Source organism: Exiguobacterium sp. s21 (assembly GCF_018617975.1).
Classification (GTDB): Bacteria; Bacillota; Bacilli; order Exiguobacteriales; family Exiguobacteriaceae; genus Exiguobacterium; species Exiguobacterium mexicanum_A.
The window spans coordinates 13,252-39,787 of record NZ_JACSLF010000013.1 but is presented as its reverse complement, the minus strand read 5'-3'; the positions used below and the strand labels follow the sequence as shown (position 1 = coordinate 39,787).

Genomic DNA, 26,536 nt, shown 5'->3' with positions numbered 1-26,536 from the left:
ACTACATTCAAATGAAAAGGACGTTCGATTATCGCTTAACCGCTAATCATCGTCCTTTTTATATTAAGTTACTAAATGTGAAGGGTGAAATTGTGATAAAAGAACAATTGATTCAATTCGCAGAATATAAGTTATACACCAAATCAATTCAACACGATTCCGCAAACGTGACGGTCGTCATGGACGCTGGGTACGGTGATGACTCAACCTCTTGGAGCCCGTTGATAGATGATGTTTCGAAGTTGGCTAACGTGTTCTTATATGATCGTGCAGGACTTGGTCAAAGTGAAACCGGCGCGAATCCAAGAACGAGTCGAAACATGATTCAGGAACTGAGGCAGCTACTGACGGAAACCAATACGAAACCTCCTTACCTCCTTGTCGGACATTCTTTTGGCGGGGTGAACATGCAGCTGTTCGCGGCTGAATATGAAGAAGACGTCAGCGGACTCGTTCTAGTCGACGTCACACCGAAAGACTATCGCGAGCGATTCCTGCCGACGATGTCACAAGACTTTCAACGTGCCTACCATCAGCAATTCGTCCGCGAAGGGAACTACGAAGAGTTCATGGAAAGTTTGAAGCAATTAAAAGAGACGGAACTGGCATTCCAGATTCCGGTCATCGTCATCGCGGCCGGCAAGAAGGACCACTACTCCAATGAATCGCAACGATTTTGGAACGATATGCAGAAAGAACTCATGCAAATCTCGTCAAATTCCGAATTCGTCCTTGCCGAAGCGAGCGCCCATTACATCCAGCGAGATGAGCCGGACGTCATCTTGGCCGCCATCAAACGATTGATTGAACGATTCTAATGATCTACCGAGACCGGCCATCGAACAGTGATGGTCGGTTTTTCTCAATGAGCAACCCGATTATCCGATGTCGTATTGCCGTCAAAAAACCGATGTGATAAAATCACACGGCAAATGATTATCATTATCAATAAGAAATGGGAGAATTTAATCCAATGAACAAAATCGAATTATATAAAACGGCCTTTATCAACGGACTTGATGTCGAGCCAGACGATTGAGTATGACTGGAAGATGTTGAAGCAGTTTGATGAACATCTGCGTCCGGGTGGGGTCGTCATCGTCTCACTCTCGCAAATCACGTTCAGCAATGCGGAGATTGGCCGGAAAGAAAATTATTATCAGGTATTGGACCGGGAAGACATCGAACCGGTCAGCACGTTCGATTACTATACGTACACGTCGATTCCCGCGTTGAATAGTGGGAGCGTCTATACGGCGCTGTCGCGAGACATTCGTGATTTAAGGTGGGAGTCGCACGAACCGTGGGTGAATAACGGCAAGAACTATTCGGAACGAAAATACGAGATGGTCGAAGCCCAGTATAAACAAGCTGTGGAGAATCGTGACATCGAGCAGAATATGGAACGCGTGACAGACATCGTCACGTATTGTCAGACGAAAGGCTATCGCGTCGTATTGGCGATGGAGCCGGTCCACGCGTCTTACAACGCCTGTTTTGATGAAGCGGTCATGGACCGACTCGTCCATCAACATTTGGCCTCGCTCGAGTTGGACGTCCCGTTCCTGAACTACATGACTGACGAACGGTTTATCCATCAGCGCGAGTACTTTCATAATCCGGACCATTTGAACGGGAAAGGGAGAACGCTCCTATCGTCTCTCGTCTATGAGGATTTGAAACGGCTCGGCTATCTGTAAGAAAAGGAAATCTACAATCGCGTAGATTTCCTTTTTAGGTGGATGCAGATTATGTGTGAACTTCGCTCATCAACGCATGCGTGTTACCCTCCGAGTCTTTGAAAAAAGCCATCCACGTCTCGAGGGTCTCCATTTTCGCGACGAGGTGCGGCTCGTCGATAAACTGAACGCCTTTCGCTAAAAGCTGTTCATACGCCTCAGTGAGATTGTTCACTTGGAGATACAGCACGGAGCTCGCTTTGGCAAAGTCTTCATTCTCAGGACGCGACAACATGAGCCGCACGTCGTTGCATTCTAGAAAGGCGAGGCTGCCGGCTTGGAACAGGAGCGGAATTTCAAGTGTGTCCCGGTAGAAACGGACCGCACGATCCAAGTCGTGCACCGGTACGTAGATTTGTCTGATTTGCTGAATAAGATTCAATCGATATCCCTCCTAAAGTGGCATCTGTGACCGTGTAGCGCATGTATTCTTGATTAACGCGCTTGGCGAATCCGTTGAGCGGTGAACATCCCGAGCGCCAGAAGGACGGCAAGGCCGATCCATGTGAGGACGTAAATCAATGGCGACCCGGTCGTCCCGATGGCCACCTCGTTGTGAAGCGTGGTGACGTTGCCCGCCTCGGCGATGATATCAGGTTCATAATTGAGTGTGCGGATGAATCCGACCCCGAACGTGGCGACGAAATACAACAGGTGAAGCGCGGTCGAGATGAGTATCACGCGTTTCGTGATCTTCAAGTCAATCTTCCTTTCCGTCTTTCGCATGTTGGCTGTGCGAAAGTTTTTGTTCCATTTGCGTATGTAATTTAGTGACAATCCCGTCCGGATGCGGAGAAATCGCGAGTTGAACATGAACCGGGAACATGGTCCATAAATCGGTCGGATAAGACGAGCCGTCACGCGGCAACCGATGACCTTGAATCGTAAATGATTCGTCATCGTCGTCAAGGTATAATACAAGGGGGACGGACATGCCCGAACCTTGCTCGAAGCGATCACCTTCTTGCACGTACTCTTGGATGAGCGCCCAGACGTACACTTCATGTTTCGTCGTATTCGTGTCGAGTATTTGATATGACGTCCACACGTCACCGCCGAAGTTCGGTTCCATCACTTCGGTCGACAAATAGCGTTCCATCTCTTGATGATCAACCGAAACGGACTGACTCATCGAGACAAACGACTCTCCCGTCGTGACAGAATATATGGTTGCGACGATGGTGATGGTCCAAAAGGTGGTCCACATAAGTTTTTTCAAAATAAGTCCCCCATATCTGTTCACCGATAAAAGATTTGAGTTTATCGTAGCGCATTTTTACCTAATCGTGGGAATTATTGACTAAAATTTTAAGGGGAGGATTGGATGCAAACGGTATATATAGCGGGAGGATGCCTCTGGGGCGTCCAAGCGTTCATCAAGACGTTACCCGGTGTCATCGAAACGGAGGCCGGACGGGCGAACGGGACGACGGATACGCTTAACGGACCATATGACGGTTACGCCGAATGCGTCAAAACGACGTTCGATTCGAGCATCGTCACGATGGAGGATTTGATGCACTACTTGTTCGAAATCATCGACCCGTATAGCGTCAATCGCCAAGGCGAGGATGTCGGTGAAAAGTATCGGACCGGCGTCTATAGTACAGACCCGCGCCATTTGGAAGCCGCGCGCACGTTTATCGACAGTCGCAGCGACGCGGACCGAATCGCGGTCGAGGTGTGTCCGCTCACGAACTACGTCCGGAGCGCGGACGAGCATCAAGACCGGCTCGCGCGATGCCCGGACGATTACTGCCACATCCCGAAGACGTTATTAGAGAAGTATAAACAATGAGCCGACACGATGCCGTGTCGGCTCATTTGTTATACCCGCTCGAGGACGTTCACGAGCAGTTGATGCACGACCTCGTGGTCGCGCACGTCATGCAGTTTGTAGTCTTTCCCGGGCAATGTGTACCACTCGGCCGCCCCGACGTACGTGATGGCGAGTTCGAGCGTGCCGTCTTCCTGGCACGTCGTCCGTAATTCAAGTTCTCCACTGATGACACCGACTTCCTCGGTCATGACACCGTGGGAGGCTTTAAAGATGGAAGATTGCTGGTTCATCGTGAACTCCTTTCAAAACTTAATAGCTGCAGGCGTTGATGGCCGTTTGCAAGGCCGTCTTTTCTGTCGATTGGAGGCTGAGGCCCCAACGGCTCTTCGTCTCAACCCACATCTTCGCATAGGCACAGCGTGCACCGGTACGTGGCGGTTGCCATGTCGACGGATCTTGGTCCCCTTTTGAACGGTTTGAGCTGGCCGAGACGGCGATGAGCTGAGGCCCGTTCAAATCATTTGCGAAGCTTTGACGTTTCGTTGTCGTCCAGCTGCTTGCACCTGAACGCCACGCTTCAGCCAATGGGACGACGTGATCGATATCGATGTCAGACGGCGACGTGAACGTGATGCCGTCATAGTAACTGTACCACTTACCGGTCGTGACCGGACACTCGTCGACGACCGAGTCGGCGTCGCGTTTCAAGACGACGTGACGCGTGTTACACCCGTTCCCTTGGCTACTCCAATGCGGGAACAAGTCACGGCTATAACCGGTCATCGATCCTTCTGTCTTCACCGTCAACGCGTTCAATTTAGACAGCGCGGTCGATTTCGACGGGATGTTCGGCGGGAGCGCCGAGGCGGTCGGGGTCGTGAAGTGGAGCGATGTAGCGACTAATATGATGGCGAACAACGAACTGATGCATTTTTTGAACATGTTTGTGCCTCCTAAGTATGTATGACGACTGAACGACGTGCATCGTAAACGCACGATGCACATCGACTATACATGGCAAGGATGTGAGAAATACGCAAATTTACAAAAAATGAATCTAACGATTATAAAAGTTGAGGTCAGGGACATGATACATGACATCAGACGTCCCGGCTTTAGCACTACTGACATACGCGTCAGCATCAACTATTGGTATAATGGAATCGGTTTGTAGTAAAGGACGAAGGAGTGGTACGTAATGAATCAAAAAGATATCGCGGCAATCCGCAAGCATTTCAAGTTAAATGCGGAAGCGGTCAAAATCGCTGACATTTATAATATTTATATTCGCCAAGACAGCAACGAGATTTTCCATGAGGAGCTGCGCTCGTTCCCGTTTGTCGAGCAGGAGCACCAAGAGCTGTTCCTCGCTAATTTCAAAAAAGTGCTCGGCGGTAAAATCGATGAGAAGTTGTTCGAAGTGAAGTTTCAACATCCAGAATCGGGCCAGACGGACCATACGCAGACATTATTGTATGAGGCATTACGGACCGAAGACATCGAAGAATGGGCCGGTATGATGCAGCGGGTCGCATTGAAGATGGTACAGGACGCACCATTCGAAAAAGATATGGTCATCACGTTCATCCGCTTCAAATACAATAAGCCGACGCGCCGTCACTCGGAGGAGACGGAAATTGATATGCGTGACGAAGTATGGACGTCGCGCTTCATTCTCGGCAGTATCAATCAGACCGAGCTCCCAAAACAGTCGCTCGTGTTCGACTATATCGAGCGAGAGTTCAAGTCAAATATCTTCATCAATCCGGTCATCAAGCTCGACGCACCGATCGGCGGTTTCTTGTTCCCGTGCTTCACGGACAATGCAGCTGACGTCAACCATATCCTATATGCGGCCCAGAAGGCGCACCAGCCGGACTTCGGCTTCATCGAGAACGTCTTGAACGGGACCGAGATCGTGACGGCGGTCGAGGAGAAGGCGATGTTCGAGGAGGTCGTCAAGACCGTCATCGGTGAAGAAGTGAACGTCGGGACGCTCGCTACCGTTTACGATGAAATCAACCAGATGATCCTCGCCGAAGCGGAGCGTGAGGACGAGGAAGAGAGCGTGCCGATGATTGACGCCCGCACCGTCGAAATCGTCTTGAAGGCGAGCGGGGTCGAGGACGTGACGACGGAGAAGGTCGAGCAGGCGTTCCAACAAGTCGTCGACGACCGCCAATATGAGATGAAGGCGAGTAGCGTCGTCCCAAAATACACGTCGAAGTCGATTAAAATCAATACGAAAGTCGCCAATATCTCGATCAGCCCGCAAGACTTGAAGTACGTGAGACAAGTGAACGTGAAAGGGAAACGTTGCCTGTTGATTGAACTAGAAGAAGACACGGAAATCGAAGGATTCAAGTTGATCTCGGAAGAGCTGCTCGACTAATATATTCCGAATGGAGGCCATCGAGTGCATCCGACAGAGCTGATTGAATATTTGCTGGTAGCTGTTGTCGTCTTTCTGATTTTTGCGGCATCATATGTATTTCGCGGGAAATGGCGGACGATGATTCGTCTGTTGGCTGTACTCTGCATCCTCACGTATGCGGTGTTTTATGCAATCCGTCCGTTTTTAATTGAGAGTCGACTCGCGGCGGACGTCATCATCCTTGAAGACAAACTCAAAGAACGACATCCGAATGAAACGTTCACTGTCACGACGATTCCATTTCGGACCGAGGGGTACGAGAGTACAAATCCATACACGATATACGTGACATTTTCGAGTGAGCCGGATTCGGAGTATTATTATCAGGTGACAGACGAAGGCGAAGTCGAGCAACGAGGATTCAGTTCGACGATTGAAGGGAAAATTGACTTTCACCATTTAGGAAAATAAGCTCAGGCTCAATGCCTGAGCTATTTTTATGACAATCAGGTGAGAAAGGTTGAATTTATGACATGTAATCGTAAAGCGTTTTCGGAAATGCTGATTAAACATAAATAAGGTCCGGAGAGATCATCCTCTCCGAAACCTCGCTTGTTTACTTATGAGCTTTACTAACTTTTAGCTTTTTGCCTTTGATCGGTGTGGATTCCATCGCTTGGAGGACGAGTGAGCCTTTACCGTTCAAAATGTCAACATACGTCATTTGATCGTTGATTGTGATGATCCCGATATCGTCTGCTGTCACGCCAGGAATTTTTGCAATCGTCCCGACGAAGTCGACGGCGCGGAGTTTTTTCTTCTTCCCGCCGCTAAAGTGAAGTTTCATGATGTCTTGGTTGATGCGGGCCGTCTTGTTGTTGCGAACGACGCGTCGTCCGCTCAACTTCTCTTCGAACGCAGCTTGGTTGCGCGCGACTTGCGCTGCGTTCGGCGCATCCATCTCTGGGATATCGAATTTGATGAATGCCTCAATGGCGCGAACGAACTTGCCTTCATGAGGGGTTGCGAGCGTGATTGCCTTCCCAGCGTTTCCGGCACGGCCGGTGCGGCCGGTCCGGTGCACGTAACTCTCTTTTTCCATCGGTACGTCATAGTTGATGACGAGGTTGACGTTATCGACGTCAATCCCACGTGCTGCGACATCGGTCGCGACGAGATAACGGAAGTTACCCATCTTGAAGCCTTCCATGACGGCGAAGCGGTCTTCTTGCTCTAGGCCACCGTGGAGTCGTTCGCACGAGTAACCGGCTTGGTCGAGCTCGGTATACACCGTGTCGACATGTTCTTTCGTCCGGCAGAAAATGAGGCAGCTGTCCGGGTTCTCGACGACCGTCACATCTTTCAGCACGGCGAGCTTGTCTTCACGGCGGACTTCAATCAAACCATGTTCAATCGTCGATGCGGTGACACCGCTCGATTCGATGGCGATACGGACTGGTTCATTCATGTGCTTTTGGCACAAGCGTTCGATGTCATTCGGGAATGTCGCCGAAAAGACCATCGTCACGCGATCGCGCGGCAATTCTTGAAGAATCGCTTCGACGTCAGCGAGGAAGCCGCGATTCAACATCTCGTCGGCCTCATCGATAATCAAGTAATCAATTTTATCGAGGACGAGCGTCTCCCGTTCAATATGATCCATGACGCGTCCCGGTGTTCCGACAACGATATGCGTTTTCTGTTTCAATTCATCACGTTGTTTCGAGAACGGCTCTTTCCCGTAAACGGCAGTCGCCTTGATTCGTTTGAAACGACCGATGTTCGTCATATCTTCGCGGACTTGAACGGCAAGTTCGCGTGTCGGTGTGAGAATCAGCACTTGCGGCTTGTTCTCTTCCCATTCGATGAGTTCCGTGACCGGAATGCCGAACGCTGCTGTCTTTCCGCTTCCGGTTTGGGCTTTGACGACTAAGTCTTTGCACTCAAGTGCGAGCGGGATGACTTTCTGTTGGACTTCGGTCGGTGATTCGTATTTCATGATGCCTAGTGCGCGTTGGATGTCTTCGCTTAGGCGATAGTCTAAAAAGCTTGGTTGATTCATAGGGTTACCTCATTTTCGTGTAAGAAACTTCTATTCGAGAAATTTTCATTAGCAATTTGGATTACGCTTCATTATACACGAAAGCAACCCATTCGTCGTTCATCCCAACAATCGTTTGAATGTAAAGCGGGACAAGTCGAAAGGACGTTCCATATTTAACAACTGTTCTACAAAGACGCTTTTGATTGTCATTCTTCATAAAGCAACCGCTGCATAGACGGTTCAAGTTTAAATTGTGGATGGTCTTCCAAGCAGGCTGAGAATAAAGTGTGAATCGATTGTTTGGCACGTTGGATGGATATCGGGTCGATTGAATTAGGATATGTCTGTAAATAATCCTCGATGAACGAACGGTTCAATGTGTGATAAGCCTTGAATTGATGCGCTTTTCGTCCCTCTTTCAATGTCTGGGCTGTCAACGTCAACTCACGCAACGTCTCAAGCATCTTCAAAGCATAAATGAGATTGTTTCGCTTCAACTCTTTCTCCAGTGCTAGCGAGGCATAGATAAACTCAAAGGGAACATCACTGGTCTCGTATCGAATCGGGCTCTCAACAAAACGCTCATGTTCAATCTCCATGTGTTGGAGGAGTTGCCCGTCCCGATCGACCACGACGTTCCAAAGTGGAGAACGGACCGGGAGTAGTTCGAGTGGGGCGATGGAGATGTTAAACTCCAAGCGATTCTCGAGTAGGACAATCAGCAAAAAGATGTCCGGTCCGAACTGCTTTTCTTTAACGAAAATAGGGGATAATCGGAGAAAGTAGTCGGTTAAATTCTGCTTGATTGATTGGGGGTCAACATCAGGGCGGGCAGCCACCATTAAATCGATATCGGAATAGCGGTCCTGATATCCTGAGGCACCGGAGCCGAGCTGAACAACCCCTTGAACGCCTGTGTCAGTTTGTAAGTGATTAAGAACGTGTTGGAACTGTGTGTCTCTTTCAACTGTACTGTACATAGAATGACCTCAATTTCGTAGATGATAAATCCTTATTCTACCCATCAAAAGCGAATCCTTTTAATTTATAAAAGGATGGAATAAAGGTATACATAACTAGTGAGCGTATAAGCCAACTTTAAACTATAAATTCAGAGACGAATCATCAGAACAGTAGGTTAAGGGGCCAGTCATAAAAAGACTGGTGGCTAGTTGTCGATTGTCCAGATACAAAATCGTTTGGCGACAACGCCGGTGAAGTGCTCACAGACAGTTCTTGCACACGTGATGATTCGTTAAGTGTGAAAATAGGTGATGACTTTATGTCGACCTACTTTTGTATCAAAAGTAACGAGTTATTTTGTATAATGGAATAGACATCTTGTGATTTGAAAGGGGGGCGCATATACGTGGAAAATCGTTTGAGATTTTCTAAGTCTTCAATCACTCATGCAAAGCCAGTTGTCACAAAGGCGATCGTTTGCATGGGGCAGAATGTATAAGTTGATCGCTATATAATTTTTACAACAATGGCTTTGCTTCCTTATTGTCGAAATTCTTATAAGGAGCGAGCAGATATGAAGTACGTAAATGCGCAACACATTCTTCCAGAGAAATTGCTTCAAGAAGTTCAACGATACGTCCAAGGGGAAACACTTTATGTGCCCCGGACAGTTCAAGAAAAGAAGCGTTGGGGAACGGTCAGTGGCGGGAAAAAGCTACTTGAAAAGCGTAACGAAGCGATTCGGATATCCTTTGCGAAAGGGACCGGGGTCGATCAATTGGCGGATGAATACCATTTGTCTGTCAGTACAATTCGCAAAATCATCTACATTTCAAAATAATTAGCGGCACAACGCATGTTTGCGATTGTGCCGTTTTTTATATAAAACAGTTCTAACTTAAAGTAGGTACATATTTGTAGTGCAAAATCCTTTACACTAAAAGAAGTCAGGATTGGAAAGGATGACTGAACATGCTAGAGCGTTTTATTGAAAACCACCAATTTAATTACATTCGAGAACAAGTAGAAATCATTCGAGATAGTCGAAAGAAAAGTTTACCGGTCTCCGTATTACAAGCTGTCATTGATTTGGCCAATGCCAAAATTTCATATCTATTTCCAGAAGCGACGCCATCTCAGCTCGCAATGATCGACGTGTCAACCTTACAAACAGATGAATCATATGACATGTTTATAGATGGATTAAGACCCCATGTCCGGTCGTTTCCACACGTTTCGGAACAACAAGTGAAAAAACTGTTTCCAAAACAGAAAAAGCTGAAACTTCCAGACGTAGCGGGTCTCAATGTGAATCGGATGTCCTATATGAGTTGGAATGACTTGCGTTCTAATCGAAAATATATCCTTTGCGAGAAGGAAGATCATCAGCTGATTGGGATTGAGTGTAAGCCAAGCCCGAATTCGAAGAAAAACATTTGTGCCTTCTGTAATCAGTTGGCAGAAGTCTCATATTGTGTGACTATCACGAAAGCAAAACAAGCCAAAAATCCTGACTATTATAAAGCGATTGGGACATATATCTGTACAGATAGTGCCACGTGCAACGAAAAAATGACAAATCTTAACGGCTTAATGACGTTCGTCGAAACAGCTTTGACAGAGTGAGTAAAAGATCGACTGTCCGTCGATCTTTTTTGCATAGAGCCTAATAGATCGCTAGCTATGCTAATGCTTAGTTCTCTATTAGTATGCCTGAAGTGATTTGACGGTATGACGTAGCTGGTCGATCTCCTCGTTTTTCCATCCGTTTCGGTCTGCGGCGTTAATTAACTGCCGGCTCGTTTTGATGAGTGCCTTTGTTAATTCCACAAGTGTTACCGTTCCCAGGATTGTTTAGGGACGATCCTCTTCTATCAATGTGAGCTCAACTTCTGTGCCGGTCACTTTTTTAGCAGCTATTTGAATTGGACCGTCCATGAATTGGAATGAGTAGGTTTCCTGCAACGGGGCGAATAAGAGGGCGCGGCCATTGTCAATCCACCATGTCAACACGATAGCAACGAAATCTGACCAGCCTTGTCCCGGGAAATAATCATGAAAATCGATGACGAAAGTGATGTTCCCAACGATTTGATTCGAGTACGTTAATGAATGTACATCAAGTTCGATTGAAATATGATGTGGCACACTCGTTCCTCCTTTATGACCACTCACAACAATAAAGGCGGGTTCGTCGTAGGTGACCGTCTTTCAGATATTGTGGCAGCGAAAACAAACGGTCTCACTGCAATCGGGTGTCGCTTTGATTTTTCTTAAGAAGAGGAGTTACACCAAGCGGACTACATCGTTAATGAGTTGACAGACATTCTAGAACTCCTTAGTCCACCTCACGTTGCGTGTTGAAAGATTCTGAATCGATTTCGGGTATGGTTTCGTATATAAGGTACCACATACAATCGGAGGGATGACGATGAACACGCTCTACATGAAACAAAAGGTTTTCAGCCTACGTGGCCGGTTCAGTATCAAAGATGCAGATGAGAACGATCTTTATTTTGTAGAAGGTAGTTTTATGAAGTTACCGAAGTCGTTCACGATTTCTGACAAGAATGGATACGAGATTACGACGATTACGAAAAAGACATTCAGCTTTTTGCCGACATTTTACGTCGATGTCGAGGGGGAGGCGACGTTAACGATTTCAAAAGAGTTCACGTTCTTCAAGCCGCGCTACACAATTGATGCAGCCGGGATTGAAGTCGATGGCAACTGGTGGGATATGAACTTCGAAGTACGCCAAAACGGACATGTCATCGGTAGTGTCCAAAAGAAGTGGCTAACGTGGGGCGATACGTACGAAATTCGAGTAGTCGATGATACGATGGAACACTTACTCATCTCAATCGTCGTCGCCATCGACTGCGTCAAAGCAGATCAAGCGGCATCTTCGAGCGCCGCGACGTAAAGGGGATGGAACGATGGAGTTTTGGGATGTGTATGATGTAGACCGCAAGAAAACAGGGCGAACGTGGCAACGAGGGATACGCCTTCCTCAAGATGATTATCATCTCGTCATCCACGTTTGCATTTTCAACAAGGATGGACAGATGTTGATTCAGCAGCGCCAACCGTTCAAAGACGGTTGGGCGAACATGTGGGACATCACCGTCGGCGGTGGCGCCACGGTCGGCGATACGAGTCAACAAGCGGCGATGCGCGAGCTTGAAGAAGAGATCGGGCTGAAACTTGATTTATCTAACACACGGCCCCATTTGACGGTCAACTTTGACGAAGGGTTCGATGATATCTATCTCGTCGAAGCAGAAGTTGACCTCGATGAGTTGACGCTCCAACCATCAGAAGTGCAAGCCGTGCAATGGGCGGATGAGGCGACGATTCTTGATATGATCAGGTCAGGGAAATTTATTCCGTATCACGAACCGATGATTCCGTTGCTGTTCGCGATGCGAGGACAATGGGGAGGTATCAATCATGTGGAAGTCATATAAGTGGATCAATGAACCAGACGAAGTGAGTCTCGGTGAAAGCTTGACGTTCCAGACAGCACCCGACACCGACTTTTGGCGGAACACCCATTACGGGTTCAACCGGATGACGGCCCACGCTTTGGTGACGGATGTGTCGTCTAAGCGGTTCACATGTCGCGCGACGATTGAGATGGATCCGAGCCATACATATGACCAGGCCGGCATCCTGTTATACGTTAACGACGAGCATTGGCTTAAGACGTCCGTCGAATATATTCCGGACGGACCGTCACACCTTGGGGCCGTCGTCACGTCCTTTGGCTACTCGGATTGGTCGACACGTGATTTCCCGAACGACGCCATCCGTGAACCGTTGACGTTTGAACTCGCCTACACCGATGGCGATGTTGAGGTGTTCTTCGAATACGAGGGGGGCACGCGTGAACAGTTGCGAATCGCTCACCTCCATGACGTCTCGACGTTACGCATCGGACCGTACGCCTGTAGTCCGGATTCGAAGGCGCCAGGATTCAACGTCACAATTTCAGATTGGACAGTTACGGAAGCATCGACTTGATATAAGGTCGGTGCTACCATATTGTTAAAAGAAGAGTTGAACACAGAAATGCATCTTATTAAAGAGAATGTATCAGTTTTAGATGCCCGACATTTCACTCATGACGTAACACGAAAGAGCGCCTCGCATGTGAGACGCTCTTTCGTGTTTAAGACTCTCGTTTCCGGCTAATCAACCGTGCCGTCCGAAGCAAAGAAGGTAGTAGCTTCCGACGCTTGCGAATGGCCAAATACCTAGCTTCCCACGTCGGTTTGAACTTATGTTTGAACTGACGAAGCCCGCTGAACGGATAGATATAACTGATGTTTTCGAAAATATCGGCTGCAATCCGTTCCGGCCAGTACGCGAACGTGTGCTCACCGACCGATGCGAGTGGCGCCATGCCAAGACCGACGTAGGCGTAGTCGTTGGCTCGTGCCCACTCGATTACATGGAGAATCAGCACCTCAATCGAGCCGGGCAGAGCATCATTCTTAGAGCGCATTAAATCGATGGAGACGGTATCACTGCCGCGGAGCAACGTGATGAAGGCGACGACTTGTCCCGTGTCATCACGTAGGAGAGCGACCGGATAATGGGTCAAAGCCTGTTCGTTGAAAAACCCGAGCGAGAATCCTTTCTCGCTTCGATTGCCGAGCCAGTCATCCGAGATGAAGCGCAGTGACTTGATCAAGTCGGGCGATGGATGCATGACGATGTCAGCCGTATAGTCTCGCTTCGTGAATTGGTTATAAAGCGAGCGCATGTTGGCGCGCTTTTTGCCGGTGAGCGAGAACGTGGCGACGTCGACCGTCGCCTCTTCACCGAGCTTGAAGAACGTGAACCCGGCGTCGTGCAGGCGCGGCATCCAGTCCGGGGTGACTTGATAAAAGAGTGGGATATAGCCGAGGCGATCCGTCTCTTCGATAAAGGCGAGCAACAGGTGTGACGCGGCGTCGCGCGCGCCTTGCACATCTCCGAGGACGATAGCGTGATTGCCGGACACGGCGAACAACAGACACGCCTCGTCGTCCGGGCCATAATAGACGAGCTTGTCGTTCATATAGGCCAAATCGAACGCGCTCGTCGTCGCATGGGTGGCTTGAAACGCCGCGAAGCGGGACGGTTCGAACGACGTGCCGAGCTTCGGACGTTTCAACCGGTTGAACAGGGTGAGCATGCCGATCAACAACAGTCCGGACAAGACGACGGCAGCGATGCTCAACCCGGCGGCCGCGTCGGGGTCGAAGAAAATCGTGTCGGTCTGACTGAACGACTGCAGCAGGAACGCGTGTGTGCCGATGTAGAGGCCGGCATAGGCGACGTTGCGCACGAAACGGCTGACAGTCACGATGGAGCGATACCGTTTATGCTGGGTGCGAGTTAACCAGACGAACAAGGCAAACCCACCGACGACGAACGCTTCAAACAGGTTGAAGCCGCGCGCGATGACACCGATGCCGGCGACGACACAGGCGACCCCGACGAGCCAGAGCACACGTTTCGTCCGGATGTACATCCCGAACGTGGTCAGGAGTGTCAACAGACCGGCCGTGAACAGCGCGAGCGTACCGACCCACTGTACCCAGAGGGCGGTCGAATAGAGCGGTGACACACTCGGTAACAGCGTCTGGAACCAAAGGACGAGGCTCGTCATCAATGCGATCAGGCTTCCGGCGAGCCGTCCGGTCTTGACGAGTGTGCGCGACACGATGCGCCAGACGACGGTCCCGATCTCATAGGACGACCCGATGATCGGTTTATACTCGATCTGTTTGACGACCTGGTCTCCGAAGACGAGGGCCGCCAAAAACAGGCTGATCATGAATGGGACGATGAAATAGACGAAGCGATAGACGATCAAGGAAGATAAGACGATCTCTTGGTCGATGCCGAGCTGGGTCATCCCGACGAGGTATAATAAATCAAACGAACCGACACCACCCGGGACGAGCGAGACGACCCCGACGATGGTCGCGACGATGAAGACACCCATCATGGCCGGGAGCGACGCTTCGCCCCCGAGTAAATGCAGGGCATACAAGGCGACGAGTCCGGCCGTTACCCATTCGGCGAGTGACGTCGCGATATAGCCGACCAAGGTCGGCCAATCCAAGTTCGACCGCTTCCGCGTCACATAGATGTAGAGCGGCAGGACGGCGAGTGTCGCGAGGAGCACTGGCCAAATCCATTGTTTCGTTGCGGTGAGCGCACCGGCCGGGAAGAGCCCGAGCAGCACCCCTGCGGCAAGTAGCGACAAGCCGCTGATGAGTGTCGGGGTCATCCAGCCGATAGCCCGGAGCAATCGCAACGTGTCCGTATACGGTCGATACAGCGACGTTCGGAGCGCGATGCCGATGACGCCGCCGAACCCGATCATGCCGTTCATCGCGTTCGTGATCCATGCCGCGCGAAGCAGCTTCGAGAGCGGGATATGGACGTCGAGCGAGCGCAGTAAAAAGTAGTCGTATCCGGTCATCGTCAAGACGGCGACGAGGCCGAGTCCGATCAAGGCGATTTGTTCAAAGCCCGTCAACGCCTCTAACGTTTGAAACGCCGCGGCGAGCGACAGGTTTTGGAGCTCCTGGCCGCTCTGATAAAGAATCAATCCAATCAATAGGAATGGAAGCAACCATTTCAGTTGTTTCCAGGAAAATCGCTTGTGCATCGTATGTACTCCTTCTGACTTGATTAGCTAAAGTGTACTCAATCGAGTCGCGTAATCATAGTACGAGTCAAAGGGGGAGACGGATTCAAAATCAATGAGATTCGTGAATCGCGGGAATGTAGACTGTAAGGGCAAGAAACAGGACGAGTGAACGAAAATCAATCTGATACATTGGAACAAAGGGGGTGGACTGAGATGCTGACGTTTGAAGAGAAGTGGGAGAAAGTGCTCGCCTGTGACGCGGCGTATGACGGACAGTTTTATACCGCGGTCAAGACGACCGGGATTTACTGTCGGCCCTCGTGCCGCTCGCGGAAGCCGAAGCGGGAGAATGTCGATTTTTATGAGACGAAAGTGGAAGCGGAGTCGTCCGGCTTTCGGCCGTGCAAGCGATGTCAGCCCGAGGTCGACCGTAGTCCGGCGAGCGCGCTCGTCCATGACGTGACGGCGTTCGTGCTCACGCATTACAAACGGCCGCTCAAGCTTGAGGAGATTGCCGAGCACGTCAACTTGAGCCCGTTCTATGTCGAGCGGACGTTCACCCAAGCGACGGGCGAGACGCCGCGCCGTCTGCTCGAAAAGGTTCGCATCGACAAGGCGGCCCATCTGTTGCGGACGACGGACATGAGCAATCTCGCCATCTGTTATGAGGTCGGCTTTCAAACCCCGTCCAACTTTTATCGCGTTTTCCGACGTCTCAAGGGATGTTCACCGAGCATGTATCGAAAGGGGGGAGCCGATGAGTCGCTCATCGTTCGAGATTCACGTCACCGCTCCGTTTGATTTTCAACAATGTCTGCAATTTTTGCGACGCTCTGACGATGAAGTGATGCATGTCGCCCGTGAAACGTCCGTCTCAAAGCTGTTCGATGTGGACGGACGATTGCTGCTAGGGGATATCATGGAGACGGCTCACGGCCTCGTCATCACGTTCCCGGAAGACGACATCACGAGCTCGGAACAGAAACACGTGGAGCGCTACGTCCGCGACTGGTTCGACCTCGACCAAGACGTCGCGGCGTTCGTGCGGATGGCCGAGACGGATGAACTGTTGCGTCCGCTCGTCCGAGAGTACGAGGGGCTACGCCTGATTGGGTTCCCGGACTTGTTCGAGGCGCTCACGTGGGCCGTCATCGGTCAACAGATCACACTCTCGTTCGCCTATACGCTGAAACGACGGTTCGTCGAGCAGTATGGACCATCCCGGGAAGTGGACGGCGTGACGTACTGGGCGTTCCCAAATCCTGAGACGATTGCGCTGCTCGACCCGAGTGAACTGAGACAGCTCCAATTCAGCACCCGGAAAGCAGAATATATCATCGGCATCGCCCAGGAGATGACGGACGGACGATTGTCGAAACAGCAGTTACGCAGCGAGCCACCCGACGTGATGCATGAACGGTTGTTAAGCTTACGCGGTGTCGGGGAGTGGACGGCCGCGTATGTCCGGATGAAGTGTTTCCAAGATCCGACGGCGTTCCCGGTTGCGGACGCTGGTCTGCATCAGGCGTTGAAGCATCATCTTGGGCGAAGCGACAAGTTGACGGCAGACGAAGTGAGGCAGTACGGGGAACGCTTTGCCGGGTGGGAGGCGTACGCCACATTCTATCTATGGAGGTCGTTGTATGGAGACGTATAGACTGGACTATGTGAGTCCGATTGGAATTCTAGAGATTGTCGGGACAGAGACGGCCATCCGTTCCATCCTGTTCGTTGAACGCGATGATGTCCGCTTTGAAGCGGATGAAATGACGCCGGACGTGTTGAAAACGTGCCATCGAGAAATCGAGGAATACTTCATCGGACGCCGGCACTCGTTCACGTTCCCGTTTGAAGTCGAGGGGACGGTGTTTCAACAGGACGTGTGGCAGGCGCTGGCCATGATTCCATACGCCGAGACGACCTCGTATCGCGGACTGGCCGTGACACTCGGCCGTGACCGCGCCGTGCGGGCCGTCGGCAGTGCCAACGGGCGCAACCGGTTGAGCATCGTCATCCCGTGCCATCGCGTCATCGGATCGAACGGGACGTTGACGGGCTATGCGGGCGGACTGTGGCGAAAGGAATGGTTGCTTCGACACGAGCAAACCAACGCATATTCAGGCCTGGCAAAAAAACTTCTACCCCTCCATATCTGATACAATGGAGAAGTCCTATCGTGACGTCTGAATCGACGTAGTGGTCTAGGACGATTCTCGTCACTCAGGAGCGATTTTTGGAGGGTACTATGATTAGATTATTGGCAGATTCAACTTGTGATTTATCCGATGAGATTTTAGCAAAATACGAGATTGGCGTCGCGCCGCTCATCATTACGATTGACAACAAGTCGTATGAGGACCGTGTCGACATCCAGCCCGATGAGTTTTACGGAATGTTGGAAGCGCTACCGGAATTCCCGACGACGGGGATGCCGAGCCCAGCGACATTTATGAAGCTGATGGAAGAGGCCGTCGAGAGCGGACATGACGAGATTCTATGCATCTGTATGTCGAGCGGGACGAGTGGGTCGTATCAATCGGCCGTGCTCGGAAAAGAATATTTCGAAGAGGCACATCCTGATTCGACGGTGAAAATTCATATCGTCGACTCTCGTTCGATGAGCCACGGCAGCGGCTGGTTGTTAATGAAGAGCGCCCAGATGCGTGAAGCCGGGGCGACGTTCGAGGAGCTCGTTGACTTCAACGAGAAGTATAAGCTGAAAGTGAAGCACTTCTTGTCGGTCGACGACTTGGACCATTTGATTAAAAGCGGCCGCATCTCGAATGCGAGCGCCATCATCGGCAAGCTGTTGATGGTCAAACCGATCATGAGCATGAAGAATGGCAAAGGGGCCATTGTCGCCAAAGAGCGCGGAACGCGTAAAGTTCTCAAGCACTATACGGACGAGTTCATCAAACGTTGCGACAAGGACATTACCAACTTTGTCATCATCGGCTATACGTCCGATCAAAAGATTGCTGAGAACTTGAAGGCGAAGATTCAAGCCGAATCCGACTTCGAAGGTGAGATTTACCTTATGCAGATGGGCGTCTCGGTCGGGACGCATGTCGGTCTTGGTGCCATCTCAATGTTTTTTGTGGAAAAATAAAACGAAAGCCGTCTCATTCATGAGACGGCTTTTTCTGTGGATAACGTTATCCACAGGCAGGGACAGACCAGACACGTTCCACGTACCAAGAGTTATCCACAATTTTGAGGTGATAGACGTCGGGATTACTCAGATTGCGCCACGTGTCAAAGTCGAAGCGGTTATCCACATGTTGAAGAAGTAGCGCAAGCAGGTTGCCGTGTGTCACGAGGACGGTCGTGCCGTTTACGTCGTCGAGTGAAGTGATGACGCTCAAAATCCGGTCCGTCGCATCTTGACCTGACTCGGCACCTGGCACACGGAACGAGGCATCGGTGAACGAATGACGGAGCAACTCGAACCAATCGTCGCGCGGTTCGAGCGAGAGGATGCGTTCGCGCAACTTCGGCTCCGTCTCGATGGTCAGCTGTTTGGACGTGGCGAGTGGTGCAATCGAGGCGATGGCTCGCGTATAGTCGCTCGAGATGATGCGGTCGACGGGAATGTCTCGAAAGAAGTCAGCGAGGGCGAGTGCTTGTTGTTTGCCGGCTTTAGTGAGTGGGGCGTCCGGCTCTTGTCCGGTGGCCGAGCAATGACGGATGAGATAGAACGTAGACATAAAGTTCCTCCTTGATCATTTTTATGCAGAAGATAATAATGAAATATATGTAAAATAAAATACTGGTATTGAAATTATTTGAATTTAGTATAAATCATGTTGGAGGTATGTATGACTCATTTTACAGAACAACTCAAAAATTCGTTAGAAAAAGGGTTCATTGATAAGCATCATCATCACGTGAGTCCATTTAAACCTGAGTTATTAATGAATGAAAAACATAAACGACAAGATGTACTTACTTCACTTCTAGACGAACTAAAGGGATGCCAATCTTTCTTATTCTCTGTTGCGTTTATTACGGAAGCTGGCTTAGCTACGTTAAAATCTACGCTTTCCGACTTACATGATAAAGGTATCCGTGGAAAAATCATGACTTCAACGTACCAATACTTTAATCAACCTAAAGTCTTTAAAGAACTATTAAAACTGAAGAATGTAGATATTCGCATTTCAGAAGTTGAGGCATTCCACTCTAAGGGATACATTTTTCAACATGAAGAGTACTACTCATTAATTGTTGGAAGTTCTAATTTGACGTCTGGAGCGTTAAAGACAAATTACGAGTGGAATCTGAAGTTGACCTCTCACGAGAATGGAGAAATTGTCGGACACTTCCTCGATCAGTTTGAAGAAATGTGGAGTGTTTCAGTTCCATTGACACTTGAATGGATTTCAGCTTACGAACGTTCCTATCGTCCAGTCTTCGGAGAACGTGTAGCTGAATTTCCAGACTCGTATGGAGTCAATCGATTAAAAGAAGCGTTACAGGTAGAACCTAATTCGATGCAACTAGCAGCTTTAAGTGGGATTGAGGCCGTTCGTGCGCATGGAAATACAAGAGCGCTCGTCGTATCAGCGACGGGCACGGGAAAAACATATTTAGCCGCTTTTGATGTTCGTCGCTATCGACCGAAGCGAATGCTATTCGTAGTGCATCGCGAACAGATTTTGCAAAAAGCAAAGAATGATTTTCATCGAGTCATTGGTGGTGATGAAAGTGATTTTGGTATCCTGTCAGGTTCGAGCCGAGCAATGGGGGCCAGGTATGTCTTTGCAACGATCCAAACAATTTCTAAACAAGAAACATTAGATCAGTTTGACCGAGACGCATTTGACTACGTATTGATTGATGAGAGTCACCGAGCAGGAGCGGTTACATATCAACGAATTATAGAACATTTCACACCACAATTTTTATTAGGAATGACAGCAACTCCTGAACGTTCAGATGGATATGATTTATTTAAGTTGTTTGATTACAACATTGCATATGAGATTCGGTTACAAGAAGCGCTTGAAGAGGACATGTTGTGTCCTTTCCACTATTTTGGAGTGACAGATCTTGAAGTGAGTGGAAATCAAGTTGAGTTTGATGTATTCACTCAGCTCGTGTCAGAGGAACGTGTAGAACGGATTATCGAGAAGATTGATTACTATGGTTTTTCTGGAGAGCGTTTATGTGGTTTGATGTTCTGTAGTTCAAAACGAGAAGCGAAACGACTTTCTGAGGAATTGAATCATCGAGGTTTTAGAACATGTGCTTTAACGGGAGATGATTCGCAAGAAAAGAGACGAGTTGAAGTGACTAATTTGGAAGAGGGTCGTCTAGATTACATTTTAACAGTTGATATATTCAACGAAGGTATTGATATTCCAAGCATTAATCAAGTCGTCATGTTGCGACAGACAGAATCAAGTATTATTTTTATTCAACAACTAGGACGGGGATTAAGAAAACACAGCTCAAAACAATACGTGACTGTTATCGATTTCATTGCTAATTACAAAAATAACTATTTGATTCCAATCGCTTTATCCGGAGACCGCTCTCAAAATAAAGATTCGATTCGGAGAAAAGTAATCGATCGTAGCTATATTTCTGGCACGTCGACCATTAATTTTGAAGCCATCGCAAAAGAGCGAATTTACGAATCGATTAATCAAGCAAAACTAACGGACTTAAAAGTGTTAAAAGAGGCTTATCACAATTTGAAAAACCGTTTAGGCCGACCTCCGATGCTAAGTGATTTTGTCGAACATTATTCAATGGATCCAATTGTTATTGGAACAAAGAAGGGTCATTACGGTGCCTTTTTGAATATAGTGGAGCCTGATCTCCCTGATCTTCCTTCCATTCATTCGAAAGTTCTGTTGATGGTGACCCAAGAGTTATTATCAGGAAAACGAGTACATGAGGCATTGTTAATGCAACTTCTGTTGGAGCAGGAAAGTTTGAACAAACAAGATTTTATTCATCGCTTGCGTGAGCAGGGCATACGAAGTGATAAAGCTACCATTCACTCTTTAGAAAACGTATTATCACTAAACTTCTTTAAAGATGCGGATCGATTGAAGTATGGAGGACACGCCTTAATTTCTTGGGAAGATGAGGTGTATAGATTCTCATCTCATATGCACTCTTTATTAAAAGATGAATGGTTCACTCAGCTGTTTAAAGATGTATTAACAGCTTCCTTAGCTAGAGGTCAACGATACGATCAAACAAAACCATTAACCCGACTTGAAAAGTACACGAGGAAAGATGCTTGCCGCCTATTAAATTGGGATAAAGAAGAACAATCGACGATGTATGGCTACAAAATAAAACATCAAACTTGTCCGATTTTTGTCACGTACCATAAGGGTGAAGACGTTGAAGCTAGCGTCAATTATGGAGACTCCTTTATTAATCCAGAAGTGTTTCATTGGTATACGAGAAGCAGAAGAACGACAAAATCGGAAGAAGTACGTAAAATCATTGAAGCACAGGAAAGAGAAATCGATATTCATCTCTTTGTGAAAAAGGATGATGATGAAGGCGGAGATTTCTACTATTTGGGTGAAGTCAAACCGGATCGCGAATCTGTTCAAGATACGACAATGCTGAATCAAGACGGACAGGAATTGTCTGTTGTTACGATGAACTTACTCCTCCAAGAACGTGTCGATCAGCAAATTTACGACTACTTACACGAACAAACGCATTAATAAAAGCCGAGACGTGATTGTTACACGTTCTCGGCTTTTGTCGTTTGATTAATGACGTCGTTGACGGCAGGAATATCTGCTGGGGCCCACACAAGGGAATGTAAGTTATCGCGTTTTAACCAAATTAACGCATCGTGTTCTGTCGCGGTAGGCGTTCCTGATTTTAACTCAGCACGCAATGAAATCAATTGAATGATGAACGTTTCATATTCATGTACATGTTCATTAATCACTTCGTGCGCAGTGATTTCGCAAGCTAACTCTTCAGAAATCTCACGTTCAAGTGCTTCTTGCAAATTCTCACCGTCTTCAACTTTTCCACCAGGGAACTCCCACATGTTTGGGATCAACATATTTGTTGAGCGAAGGGCGCAAAGGATTTCTTGATTTTCATTTTCAATCACTGCTGCAACCACTTTTACTTTCTTTTTCATCATAGCAACCTCATTCTCTTCAGTATTCGTTGCACTCATCATAACATCTCTAGTTACTGAGAGTTGTCTAAGGGAGAAACTCTAAAAGTTTTCCGTACTTAACCCTTATCAAACATCACAAAAGCGTTATAATCAATATAACAATTATAAACGGGGCGAGTCGGCGAATGGGGATTTACCGAATCGTCTCATACACAAATCCAGGGGAGAAGGATGGGGTTTTCATGAGCAGTGTTCAAAAGAGAACAGACGTCATTTTGATTGGTGCCGGTATCATGAGTGCGACGCTCGGGTCGCTTTTTAAAGAGCTCGTACCAGAGTGGGAAGTCAAAGTGTTTGAGAAGCTCGAAAGTGCAGGGGAAGAGAGTTCGAACGAATGGAACAACGCCGGGACGGGACATGCCGCCCTCTGCGAGCTGAACTATACGACCGAGAAGCCGGATGGCACACTCGATATCTCGAAAGCGATTAACGTGAACGAGCAGTTCCAAATCTCGCGTCAGTTTTGGGCGCATCTCGTCAATAAAGGCTTGATTCAAAACCCGGAAGCGTTCATCCGTTCGATTCCACATATGAGTATGGTCCAAGGCGAGAACGATGTCCGCTTTTTGAAAAAACGTTTGGAAGCGCTAACAAATAATCCGTTGTTTGAAGGAATGGTTTTATCGGATGACCCGGAACAACTCCGTGACTGGATGCCGATCGTCATGGAAGGACGTTCCGTCGATGAGCCGATCGCGGCGACGAAAATCGATTCAGGTACCGACGTCAACTTCGGTGCGCTCACACGGATGCTGTTTGACCATTTGACCGGTCAAGGCGTCGAGGTCAATTACAAGCATAGCGTTGAGGACGTGAAACGGTTAGCGAACGGATTGTGGGAAGTGAAAGTGAAAGATATCGAGGCGAACACGATTGAGACGCACACGGCGCCGTTCCTGTTTATCGGCGGCGGTGGAGGCAGTCTGCCACTCCTTCAAAAGACGGGCATCCCGGAGTCGAAGCATATCGGCGGATTCCCGGTGAGTGGTCTGTTCCTCGTCTGTAAGAACCGTGACGTCATCGAACAGCACAACGCGAAAGTATACGGCAAAGCGAAAGTCGGCGCACCGCCGATGTCGGTGCCGCACCTCGACACGCGCTTCATCGAAGGGCGCAAAAAGTTGTTGTTCGGACCGTTCGCCGGCTTTACGCCGAAGTTCTTGAAGACGGGCTCGAACCTCGACCTTATCCAATCGGTCAAACCGTACAACGTCGTGACGATGCTCGCGGCCGGGGCGAAAGAGATGCCGCTCACAAAATATTTGATTGAACAGGTGCTCTTGTCGCATGACAAACGGATGGACGAGCTTCGCGAATTCATCCCAACGGCGAAGAACGAGGAGTGGGAAATCGTCGTCGCCGGACAACGCGTCCAAGTCATTAAAGACACGCCGGACGGCAAAGGGACGCTCCAGTTCGGAACGGAAGTCGTCAGCGCCGAAGACGGATCGGTCGCAGCACTACTTGGTGCGTCACCGGGAGCCTCGACGGCCGTGCACGTCATGTTAAAAGTGCTCGAGCAGTGTTTCCCGAACCGGATGCCGGAATGGGAACCGAAAATCAAAGAGATGGTGCCTTCTTATGGCGTCTCGCTCTCTGATCACCCGGAACTGTTCAAGACGATTCACGAATCGACAGCAATGGCGCTCGGCTTGAAAGAGAAAGGCGTCGTCCACAATTAAGCGAGTACAGGCGAGGATATGTTCATATTCTCGCTTTTTCTTTTTGATTTTTGCATAAAAAAAGACCTCTTCGCACGGAAGGGGCCAATCAAGTAGTGGCGACAGGTTCTTCGCTCAAATAAGCAGCAATTTGTTGATCGATAATTTCTTCCGACAATTCAAGCGCGAGCGAAAGTTCTTTCACGAGGATCGTTTTAGCGTTCTCTAGAATCTTGCGGTCCTGTTCATATAACTTTTTGTTCAACAAGATAGCTTCGCTTTGGCGGCGAGCAAGCGTGTTGATGACTTGAGCGATGTCGTGCCGGTTACCCGAGTGCACGACGTTCAAGAATTCGCGATTGCGGTTGTTCGGATGGGGATTCCATTCGACACCCGGCGAGCGGAACGATTCGAGGATCTCTTTTGCTTCTTTCGCTTCAAGGAGCGTCAACATCATCACTTTATCACTATCGACGGGGATACTGATTTGCAACTTCTGTGCGTTATTGATGGGATGGAGCGTGTAGTACGACTTCGTCTCACCCGCGACTGTCATGTCGGAAATGTCGTCAATGCGGCAAACTCCGTGGGTCGAATAGATGATTAAATCACCAGTTTTGAACAAATCGATCACCTCTTCCTTTCATCAAGTATAGTAGTTCATGACACGAAATGTCAACTCGGTTGACATTTGAGGTGAGATATGACACAAAAAAATCTCTCCCAATCGTTAGGAGAGATTACAAATTCCAGTCGGCTTTCAACAACATTTTCAGTTGTCGGAACGCGGCGTCACCGAGTGATTCGGCTATTTTTTGTTCGAGTTCGGCTTTCAGTGCCTCGTTCTGTTCGTAGCAACGGACTCCGAGCTCGGTCAGCTCGATACATTTATCTTTTCGACTCGTCGGATGATCGGTCACCGTGACGAGGTCTTTGGCTTTCAAGTTCTTGATGAGCTTATGGATCGCTTGGCGGGAGATGTGGACGTTGCGTGTCACTTCGGCAATGGTCGGCTTCGTCTTATAGATGCGGGCGAGCACGTACCATTCGGAGTTGGAGATGTAGATGTCATGTTGCTCGTTCCAAGCCCGCTCGCTGATGCGACGGATTTGGTCATGTCGCTCACTGAGGAGGTCGAGGAGTCGTGTCGTCGGTTCTGTTGGAGTCAAATTGGTCACTCCTATTCGTTTTTGTCGTTCCTAACTATACAAAAGCGGATGTGCCGCGTCAATGCGTGAAACGAGTTCACCATTCTCTGATAGGATTTGACGGTTTGGGGAACAGGAAAGCAGAGGAGGGAATTACATGCCGACACGTACCGATTTATTTCAACGCTATAAACAACGTATTCTCGAACTGCCCGACCTGGAGGAAGCGACACTGAAGAGTGAACCGTTCTTACTCGAGGAGGACCCGAACAAACAACTTACAATCTATTACGCTCCGTTCGAATACGTTAACCCGCAGGCCAAAGTCGTCATCGCCGGGATTACGCCGGGACTGTATCAAATGCGGCAATCGTTCGAGGCAATCCGTGATTTGGCGGACGCGCCCGACGAGGAGGCGCTCCGGGCTGTCAAACAACGTGGCAGCTTTTCCGGACCGATTCGTAAGAACCTAGTGACGATGCTCGACGACTTGGAGTTGCATCACCACCTCGGTCTCCCGACGACGCTCGACTTATTTGGCGAGGCGAACCATCTTGTGCAGAATACGGCGGTGCTACCGTATCCCGTCTTCTATAAAGGGAAGAACTACAACGGGTCGAGTCCAGACATGTTGAAGACGGACTTGTTCCGGTCTTATGTCGAAGGCAGCTTCGCCGACGAGATGGCCGTCCTCGAGGACGCACTCATCTTGCCGATGGGGATTAACGTCCGTCGTGCCGTCGAGACGCTCGTCGACAAGGGCATTGTCGCGCCAGAATGCGTCGTGAGCGGATTTCCCCATCCATCAGGGGGGAACGGCCATCGGCATCGCATCTTTGCCGAAAATCGTGAATCGATGCGGCGCCATATCGCTGACCATTTCAAACAGCACCCGTTAAAGTGAACCGCCCCGTGCGGTTCTTTTTTGTGAAGCACTTCAACTGACAACCTTCCTTTAGTTCGCTAAAATGGAAAACGGTTATCATTCTTTTCCAAAA

General features: G+C 49.0%; 31 protein-coding genes. 17 read left to right on the top strand and 14 right to left on the bottom strand.

Features of this window, described 5'->3' with window-relative positions:
* Nucleotides 1-92: 92 nt before the first annotated feature.
* Complete coding sequence (locus KNP06_RS13110; protein ID WP_214789361.1) at nucleotides 93-818, top strand: alpha/beta fold hydrolase; 726 nt, start codon at nucleotides 93-95, stop codon at nucleotides 816-818.
* 234 nt (nucleotides 819-1,052) lie between these two features.
* Nucleotides 1,053-1,700 carry a hypothetical protein gene (locus KNP06_RS13105; protein WP_251131600.1) on the top strand — a complete coding sequence of 216 codons (648 nt, stop codon included), beginning with the start codon at nucleotides 1,053-1,055 and terminating at the stop codon, nucleotides 1,698-1,700.
* Nucleotides 1,701-1,749: 49 nt separating this feature from the next.
* Here KNP06_RS13105 and KNP06_RS13100 read toward each other — a convergent pair whose 3' ends face one another.
* Genes KNP06_RS13100 through KNP06_RS13090 form a run of 3 tightly spaced genes read right to left on the bottom strand, consistent with a single transcriptional unit; the run spans nucleotide 1,750 to nucleotide 2,958 of the window.
* Nucleotides 1,750-2,121, bottom strand: coding sequence for a VOC family protein (locus tag KNP06_RS13100; RefSeq protein WP_214789355.1), 372 nt, complete (start codon nucleotides 2,119-2,121; stop codon nucleotides 1,750-1,752).
* Between the two features lie 53 nt (nucleotides 2,122-2,174).
* Nucleotides 2,175-2,438, bottom strand: a complete 264-nt coding sequence (locus KNP06_RS13095) for a hypothetical protein (protein ID WP_214789352.1) — start codon at nucleotides 2,436-2,438, stop codon at nucleotides 2,175-2,177.
* Between the two features lies 1 nt (nucleotide 2,439).
* Nucleotides 2,440-2,958 carry a hypothetical protein gene (locus KNP06_RS13090; protein WP_251131599.1) on the bottom strand — a complete coding sequence of 173 codons (519 nt, stop codon included), beginning with the start codon at nucleotides 2,956-2,958 and terminating at the stop codon, nucleotides 2,440-2,442.
* A 105-nt stretch (nucleotides 2,959-3,063) separates the two neighbouring features.
* Here KNP06_RS13090 and KNP06_RS13085 point away from each other — a divergent pair, with 105 nt between their 5' ends.
* Nucleotides 3,064-3,537 (top strand): peptide-methionine (S)-S-oxide reductase, encoded by a 474-nt coding sequence (locus KNP06_RS13085; RefSeq protein ID WP_214789350.1) that lies wholly within the window; start codon nucleotides 3,064-3,066, stop codon nucleotides 3,535-3,537.
* A gap of 29 nt (nucleotides 3,538-3,566) precedes the next feature.
* On the opposite strand, the gene KNP06_RS13080 is transcribed toward KNP06_RS13085, so the two are convergent.
* On the bottom strand, nucleotides 3,567-3,809 hold the full coding sequence (locus KNP06_RS13080) for a hypothetical protein (protein ID WP_214712495.1): 243 nt from the start codon (nucleotides 3,807-3,809) through the stop codon (nucleotides 3,567-3,569).
* 19 nt (nucleotides 3,810-3,828) lie between these two features.
* Nucleotides 3,829-4,461 (bottom strand): HNH endonuclease family protein, encoded by a 633-nt coding sequence (locus KNP06_RS13075; RefSeq protein WP_214789347.1) that lies wholly within the window; start codon nucleotides 4,459-4,461, stop codon nucleotides 3,829-3,831.
* Between the two features lie 256 nt (nucleotides 4,462-4,717).
* On the opposite strand from KNP06_RS13075, the gene KNP06_RS13070 reads away from it, so the two are divergent.
* A complete protein-coding gene (locus KNP06_RS13070) occupies nucleotides 4,718-5,911 on the top strand; it encodes a DUF4317 domain-containing protein (protein ID WP_214789344.1) in 1,194 nt (397 codons plus the stop codon).
* A gap of 24 nt (nucleotides 5,912-5,935) precedes the next feature.
* Nucleotides 5,936-6,364, top strand: coding sequence for a hypothetical protein (locus KNP06_RS13065; protein ID WP_214789341.1), 429 nt, complete (start codon nucleotides 5,936-5,938; stop codon nucleotides 6,362-6,364).
* A gap of 145 nt (nucleotides 6,365-6,509) precedes the next feature.
* Here the strand turns inward: KNP06_RS13065 and KNP06_RS13060 are convergent, their stop codons facing one another.
* Nucleotides 6,510-7,955 (bottom strand): DEAD/DEAH box helicase, encoded by a 1,446-nt coding sequence (locus KNP06_RS13060; RefSeq protein ID WP_214789338.1) that lies wholly within the window; start codon nucleotides 7,953-7,955, stop codon nucleotides 6,510-6,512.
* 188 nt (nucleotides 7,956-8,143) lie between these two features.
* Nucleotides 8,144-8,917: an aminoglycoside 6-adenylyltransferase gene (locus KNP06_RS13055; RefSeq protein WP_214789336.1), complete on the bottom strand. Its 774-nt coding sequence runs from the start codon at nucleotides 8,915-8,917 to the stop codon at nucleotides 8,144-8,146.
* Between the two features lie 557 nt (nucleotides 8,918-9,474).
* On the opposite strand from KNP06_RS13055, the gene KNP06_RS13050 reads away from it, so the two are divergent.
* Nucleotides 9,475-9,741: a CD3324 family protein gene (locus tag KNP06_RS13050; protein WP_138860218.1), complete on the top strand. Its 267-nt coding sequence runs from the start codon at nucleotides 9,475-9,477 to the stop codon at nucleotides 9,739-9,741.
* 131 nt (nucleotides 9,742-9,872) lie between these two features.
* Nucleotides 9,873-10,526: a FusB/FusC family EF-G-binding protein gene (locus KNP06_RS13045; protein ID WP_138860217.1), complete on the top strand. Its 654-nt coding sequence runs from the start codon at nucleotides 9,873-9,875 to the stop codon at nucleotides 10,524-10,526.
* Nucleotides 10,527-10,604: 78 nt separating this feature from the next.
* On the opposite strand, the gene KNP06_RS15435 is transcribed toward KNP06_RS13045, so the two are convergent.
* Nucleotides 10,605-10,730 carry a hypothetical protein gene (locus tag KNP06_RS15435; RefSeq protein ID WP_285801372.1) on the bottom strand — a complete coding sequence of 42 codons (126 nt, stop codon included), beginning with the start codon at nucleotides 10,728-10,730 and terminating at the stop codon, nucleotides 10,605-10,607.
* Nucleotides 10,731-10,754: 24 nt separating this feature from the next.
* Nucleotides 10,755-11,048, bottom strand: coding sequence for a hypothetical protein (locus tag KNP06_RS13040; RefSeq protein ID WP_251130139.1), 294 nt, complete (start codon nucleotides 11,046-11,048; stop codon nucleotides 10,755-10,757).
* 283 nt (nucleotides 11,049-11,331) lie between these two features.
* On the opposite strand from KNP06_RS13040, the gene KNP06_RS13035 reads away from it, so the two are divergent.
* The 3 genes from KNP06_RS13035 to KNP06_RS13025 are packed head-to-tail and all read left to right on the top strand — an operon-like array spanning nucleotide 11,332 to nucleotide 12,926.
* On the top strand, nucleotides 11,332-11,826 hold the full coding sequence (locus tag KNP06_RS13035; protein WP_214764150.1) for an LURP-one-related/scramblase family protein: 495 nt from the start codon (nucleotides 11,332-11,334) through the stop codon (nucleotides 11,824-11,826).
* 13 nt (nucleotides 11,827-11,839) lie between these two features.
* The gene (locus KNP06_RS13030) at nucleotides 11,840-12,370 is read left to right on the top strand and encodes an NUDIX hydrolase (protein WP_214789333.1); all 531 of its coding nucleotides are present in this window, start codon (nucleotides 11,840-11,842) and stop codon (nucleotides 12,368-12,370) included.
* Nucleotides 12,354-12,926 carry a DUF1349 domain-containing protein gene (locus KNP06_RS13025; protein ID WP_214708225.1) on the top strand — a complete coding sequence of 191 codons (573 nt, stop codon included), beginning with the start codon at nucleotides 12,354-12,356 and terminating at the stop codon, nucleotides 12,924-12,926. Before KNP06_RS13030 ends, KNP06_RS13025 begins: the two co-directional genes overlap by 17 nt.
* Nucleotides 12,927-13,074: 148 nt before the next feature.
* Here KNP06_RS13025 and mprF read toward each other — a convergent pair whose 3' ends face one another.
* Nucleotides 13,075-15,573 (bottom strand): bifunctional lysylphosphatidylglycerol flippase/synthetase MprF, encoded by a 2,499-nt coding sequence (gene mprF, locus KNP06_RS13020; protein ID WP_214789330.1) that lies wholly within the window; start codon nucleotides 15,571-15,573, stop codon nucleotides 13,075-13,077.
* 195 nt (nucleotides 15,574-15,768) lie between these two features.
* Here mprF and KNP06_RS13015 point away from each other — a divergent pair, with 195 nt between their 5' ends.
* The 4 genes from KNP06_RS13015 to KNP06_RS13000 all read left to right on the top strand — a co-directional run bounded on the left by KNP06_RS13015 (nucleotide 15,769) and on the right by KNP06_RS13000 (nucleotide 18,664).
* On the top strand, nucleotides 15,769-16,356 hold the full coding sequence (locus KNP06_RS13015; RefSeq protein WP_214789327.1) for a bifunctional transcriptional activator/DNA repair enzyme AdaA: 588 nt from the start codon (nucleotides 15,769-15,771) through the stop codon (nucleotides 16,354-16,356).
* Nucleotides 16,313-17,212, top strand: a complete 900-nt coding sequence (locus tag KNP06_RS13010; protein WP_214764146.1) for a DNA-3-methyladenine glycosylase family protein — start codon at nucleotides 16,313-16,315, stop codon at nucleotides 17,210-17,212. Before KNP06_RS13015 ends, KNP06_RS13010 begins: the two co-directional genes overlap by 44 nt.
* The gene (locus tag KNP06_RS13005; RefSeq protein ID WP_138860211.1) at nucleotides 17,199-17,711 is read left to right on the top strand and encodes a methylated-DNA--[protein]-cysteine S-methyltransferase; all 513 of its coding nucleotides are present in this window, start codon (nucleotides 17,199-17,201) and stop codon (nucleotides 17,709-17,711) included. The genes KNP06_RS13010 and KNP06_RS13005 overlap by 14 nt, the downstream gene beginning before the upstream one ends.
* An 89-nt stretch (nucleotides 17,712-17,800) precedes the next feature.
* On the top strand, nucleotides 17,801-18,664 hold the full coding sequence (locus KNP06_RS13000) for a DegV family protein (protein ID WP_214789324.1): 864 nt from the start codon (nucleotides 17,801-17,803) through the stop codon (nucleotides 18,662-18,664).
* A 46-nt stretch (nucleotides 18,665-18,710) separates the two neighbouring features.
* Here the strand turns inward: KNP06_RS13000 and KNP06_RS12995 are convergent, their stop codons facing one another.
* On the bottom strand, nucleotides 18,711-19,262 hold the full coding sequence (locus KNP06_RS12995) for a histidine phosphatase family protein (RefSeq protein WP_214789321.1): 552 nt from the start codon (nucleotides 19,260-19,262) through the stop codon (nucleotides 18,711-18,713).
* Between the two features lie 111 nt (nucleotides 19,263-19,373).
* Between KNP06_RS12995 and KNP06_RS12990 the strand changes: the two genes are divergently transcribed.
* A complete protein-coding gene (locus KNP06_RS12990) occupies nucleotides 19,374-22,253 on the top strand; it encodes a DEAD/DEAH box helicase (protein ID WP_214789319.1) in 2,880 nt (959 codons plus the stop codon).
* A 20-nt stretch (nucleotides 22,254-22,273) separates the two neighbouring features.
* Here KNP06_RS12990 and KNP06_RS12985 read toward each other — a convergent pair whose 3' ends face one another.
* A complete protein-coding gene (locus KNP06_RS12985; RefSeq protein WP_214712469.1) occupies nucleotides 22,274-22,687 on the bottom strand; it encodes a (deoxy)nucleoside triphosphate pyrophosphohydrolase in 414 nt (137 codons plus the stop codon).
* A gap of 224 nt (nucleotides 22,688-22,911) precedes the next feature.
* Here KNP06_RS12985 and mqo point away from each other — a divergent pair, with 224 nt between their 5' ends.
* Entirely contained in the window at nucleotides 22,912-24,411 is a 1,500-nt protein-coding gene (gene mqo / locus KNP06_RS12980) for a malate dehydrogenase (quinone) (protein WP_214789316.1), read from the top strand.
* Nucleotides 24,412-24,499: 88 nt separating this feature from the next.
* Here mqo and KNP06_RS12975 read toward each other — a convergent pair whose 3' ends face one another.
* Together KNP06_RS12975 and KNP06_RS12970 are read right to left on the bottom strand one after the other, a co-directional pair.
* On the bottom strand, nucleotides 24,500-25,024 hold the full coding sequence (locus KNP06_RS12975; RefSeq protein WP_131472030.1) for a CarD family transcriptional regulator: 525 nt from the start codon (nucleotides 25,022-25,024) through the stop codon (nucleotides 24,500-24,502).
* A 106-nt stretch (nucleotides 25,025-25,130) separates the two neighbouring features.
* Nucleotides 25,131-25,559 carry a MarR family winged helix-turn-helix transcriptional regulator gene (locus KNP06_RS12970; RefSeq protein WP_214789313.1) on the bottom strand — a complete coding sequence of 143 codons (429 nt, stop codon included), beginning with the start codon at nucleotides 25,557-25,559 and terminating at the stop codon, nucleotides 25,131-25,133.
* A gap of 136 nt (nucleotides 25,560-25,695) precedes the next feature.
* Between KNP06_RS12970 and KNP06_RS12965 the strand changes: the two genes are divergently transcribed.
* Nucleotides 25,696-26,442 (top strand): hypothetical protein, encoded by a 747-nt coding sequence (locus KNP06_RS12965; RefSeq protein ID WP_214789308.1) that lies wholly within the window; start codon nucleotides 25,696-25,698, stop codon nucleotides 26,440-26,442.
* Nucleotides 26,443-26,536 lie beyond the last annotated feature (94 nt).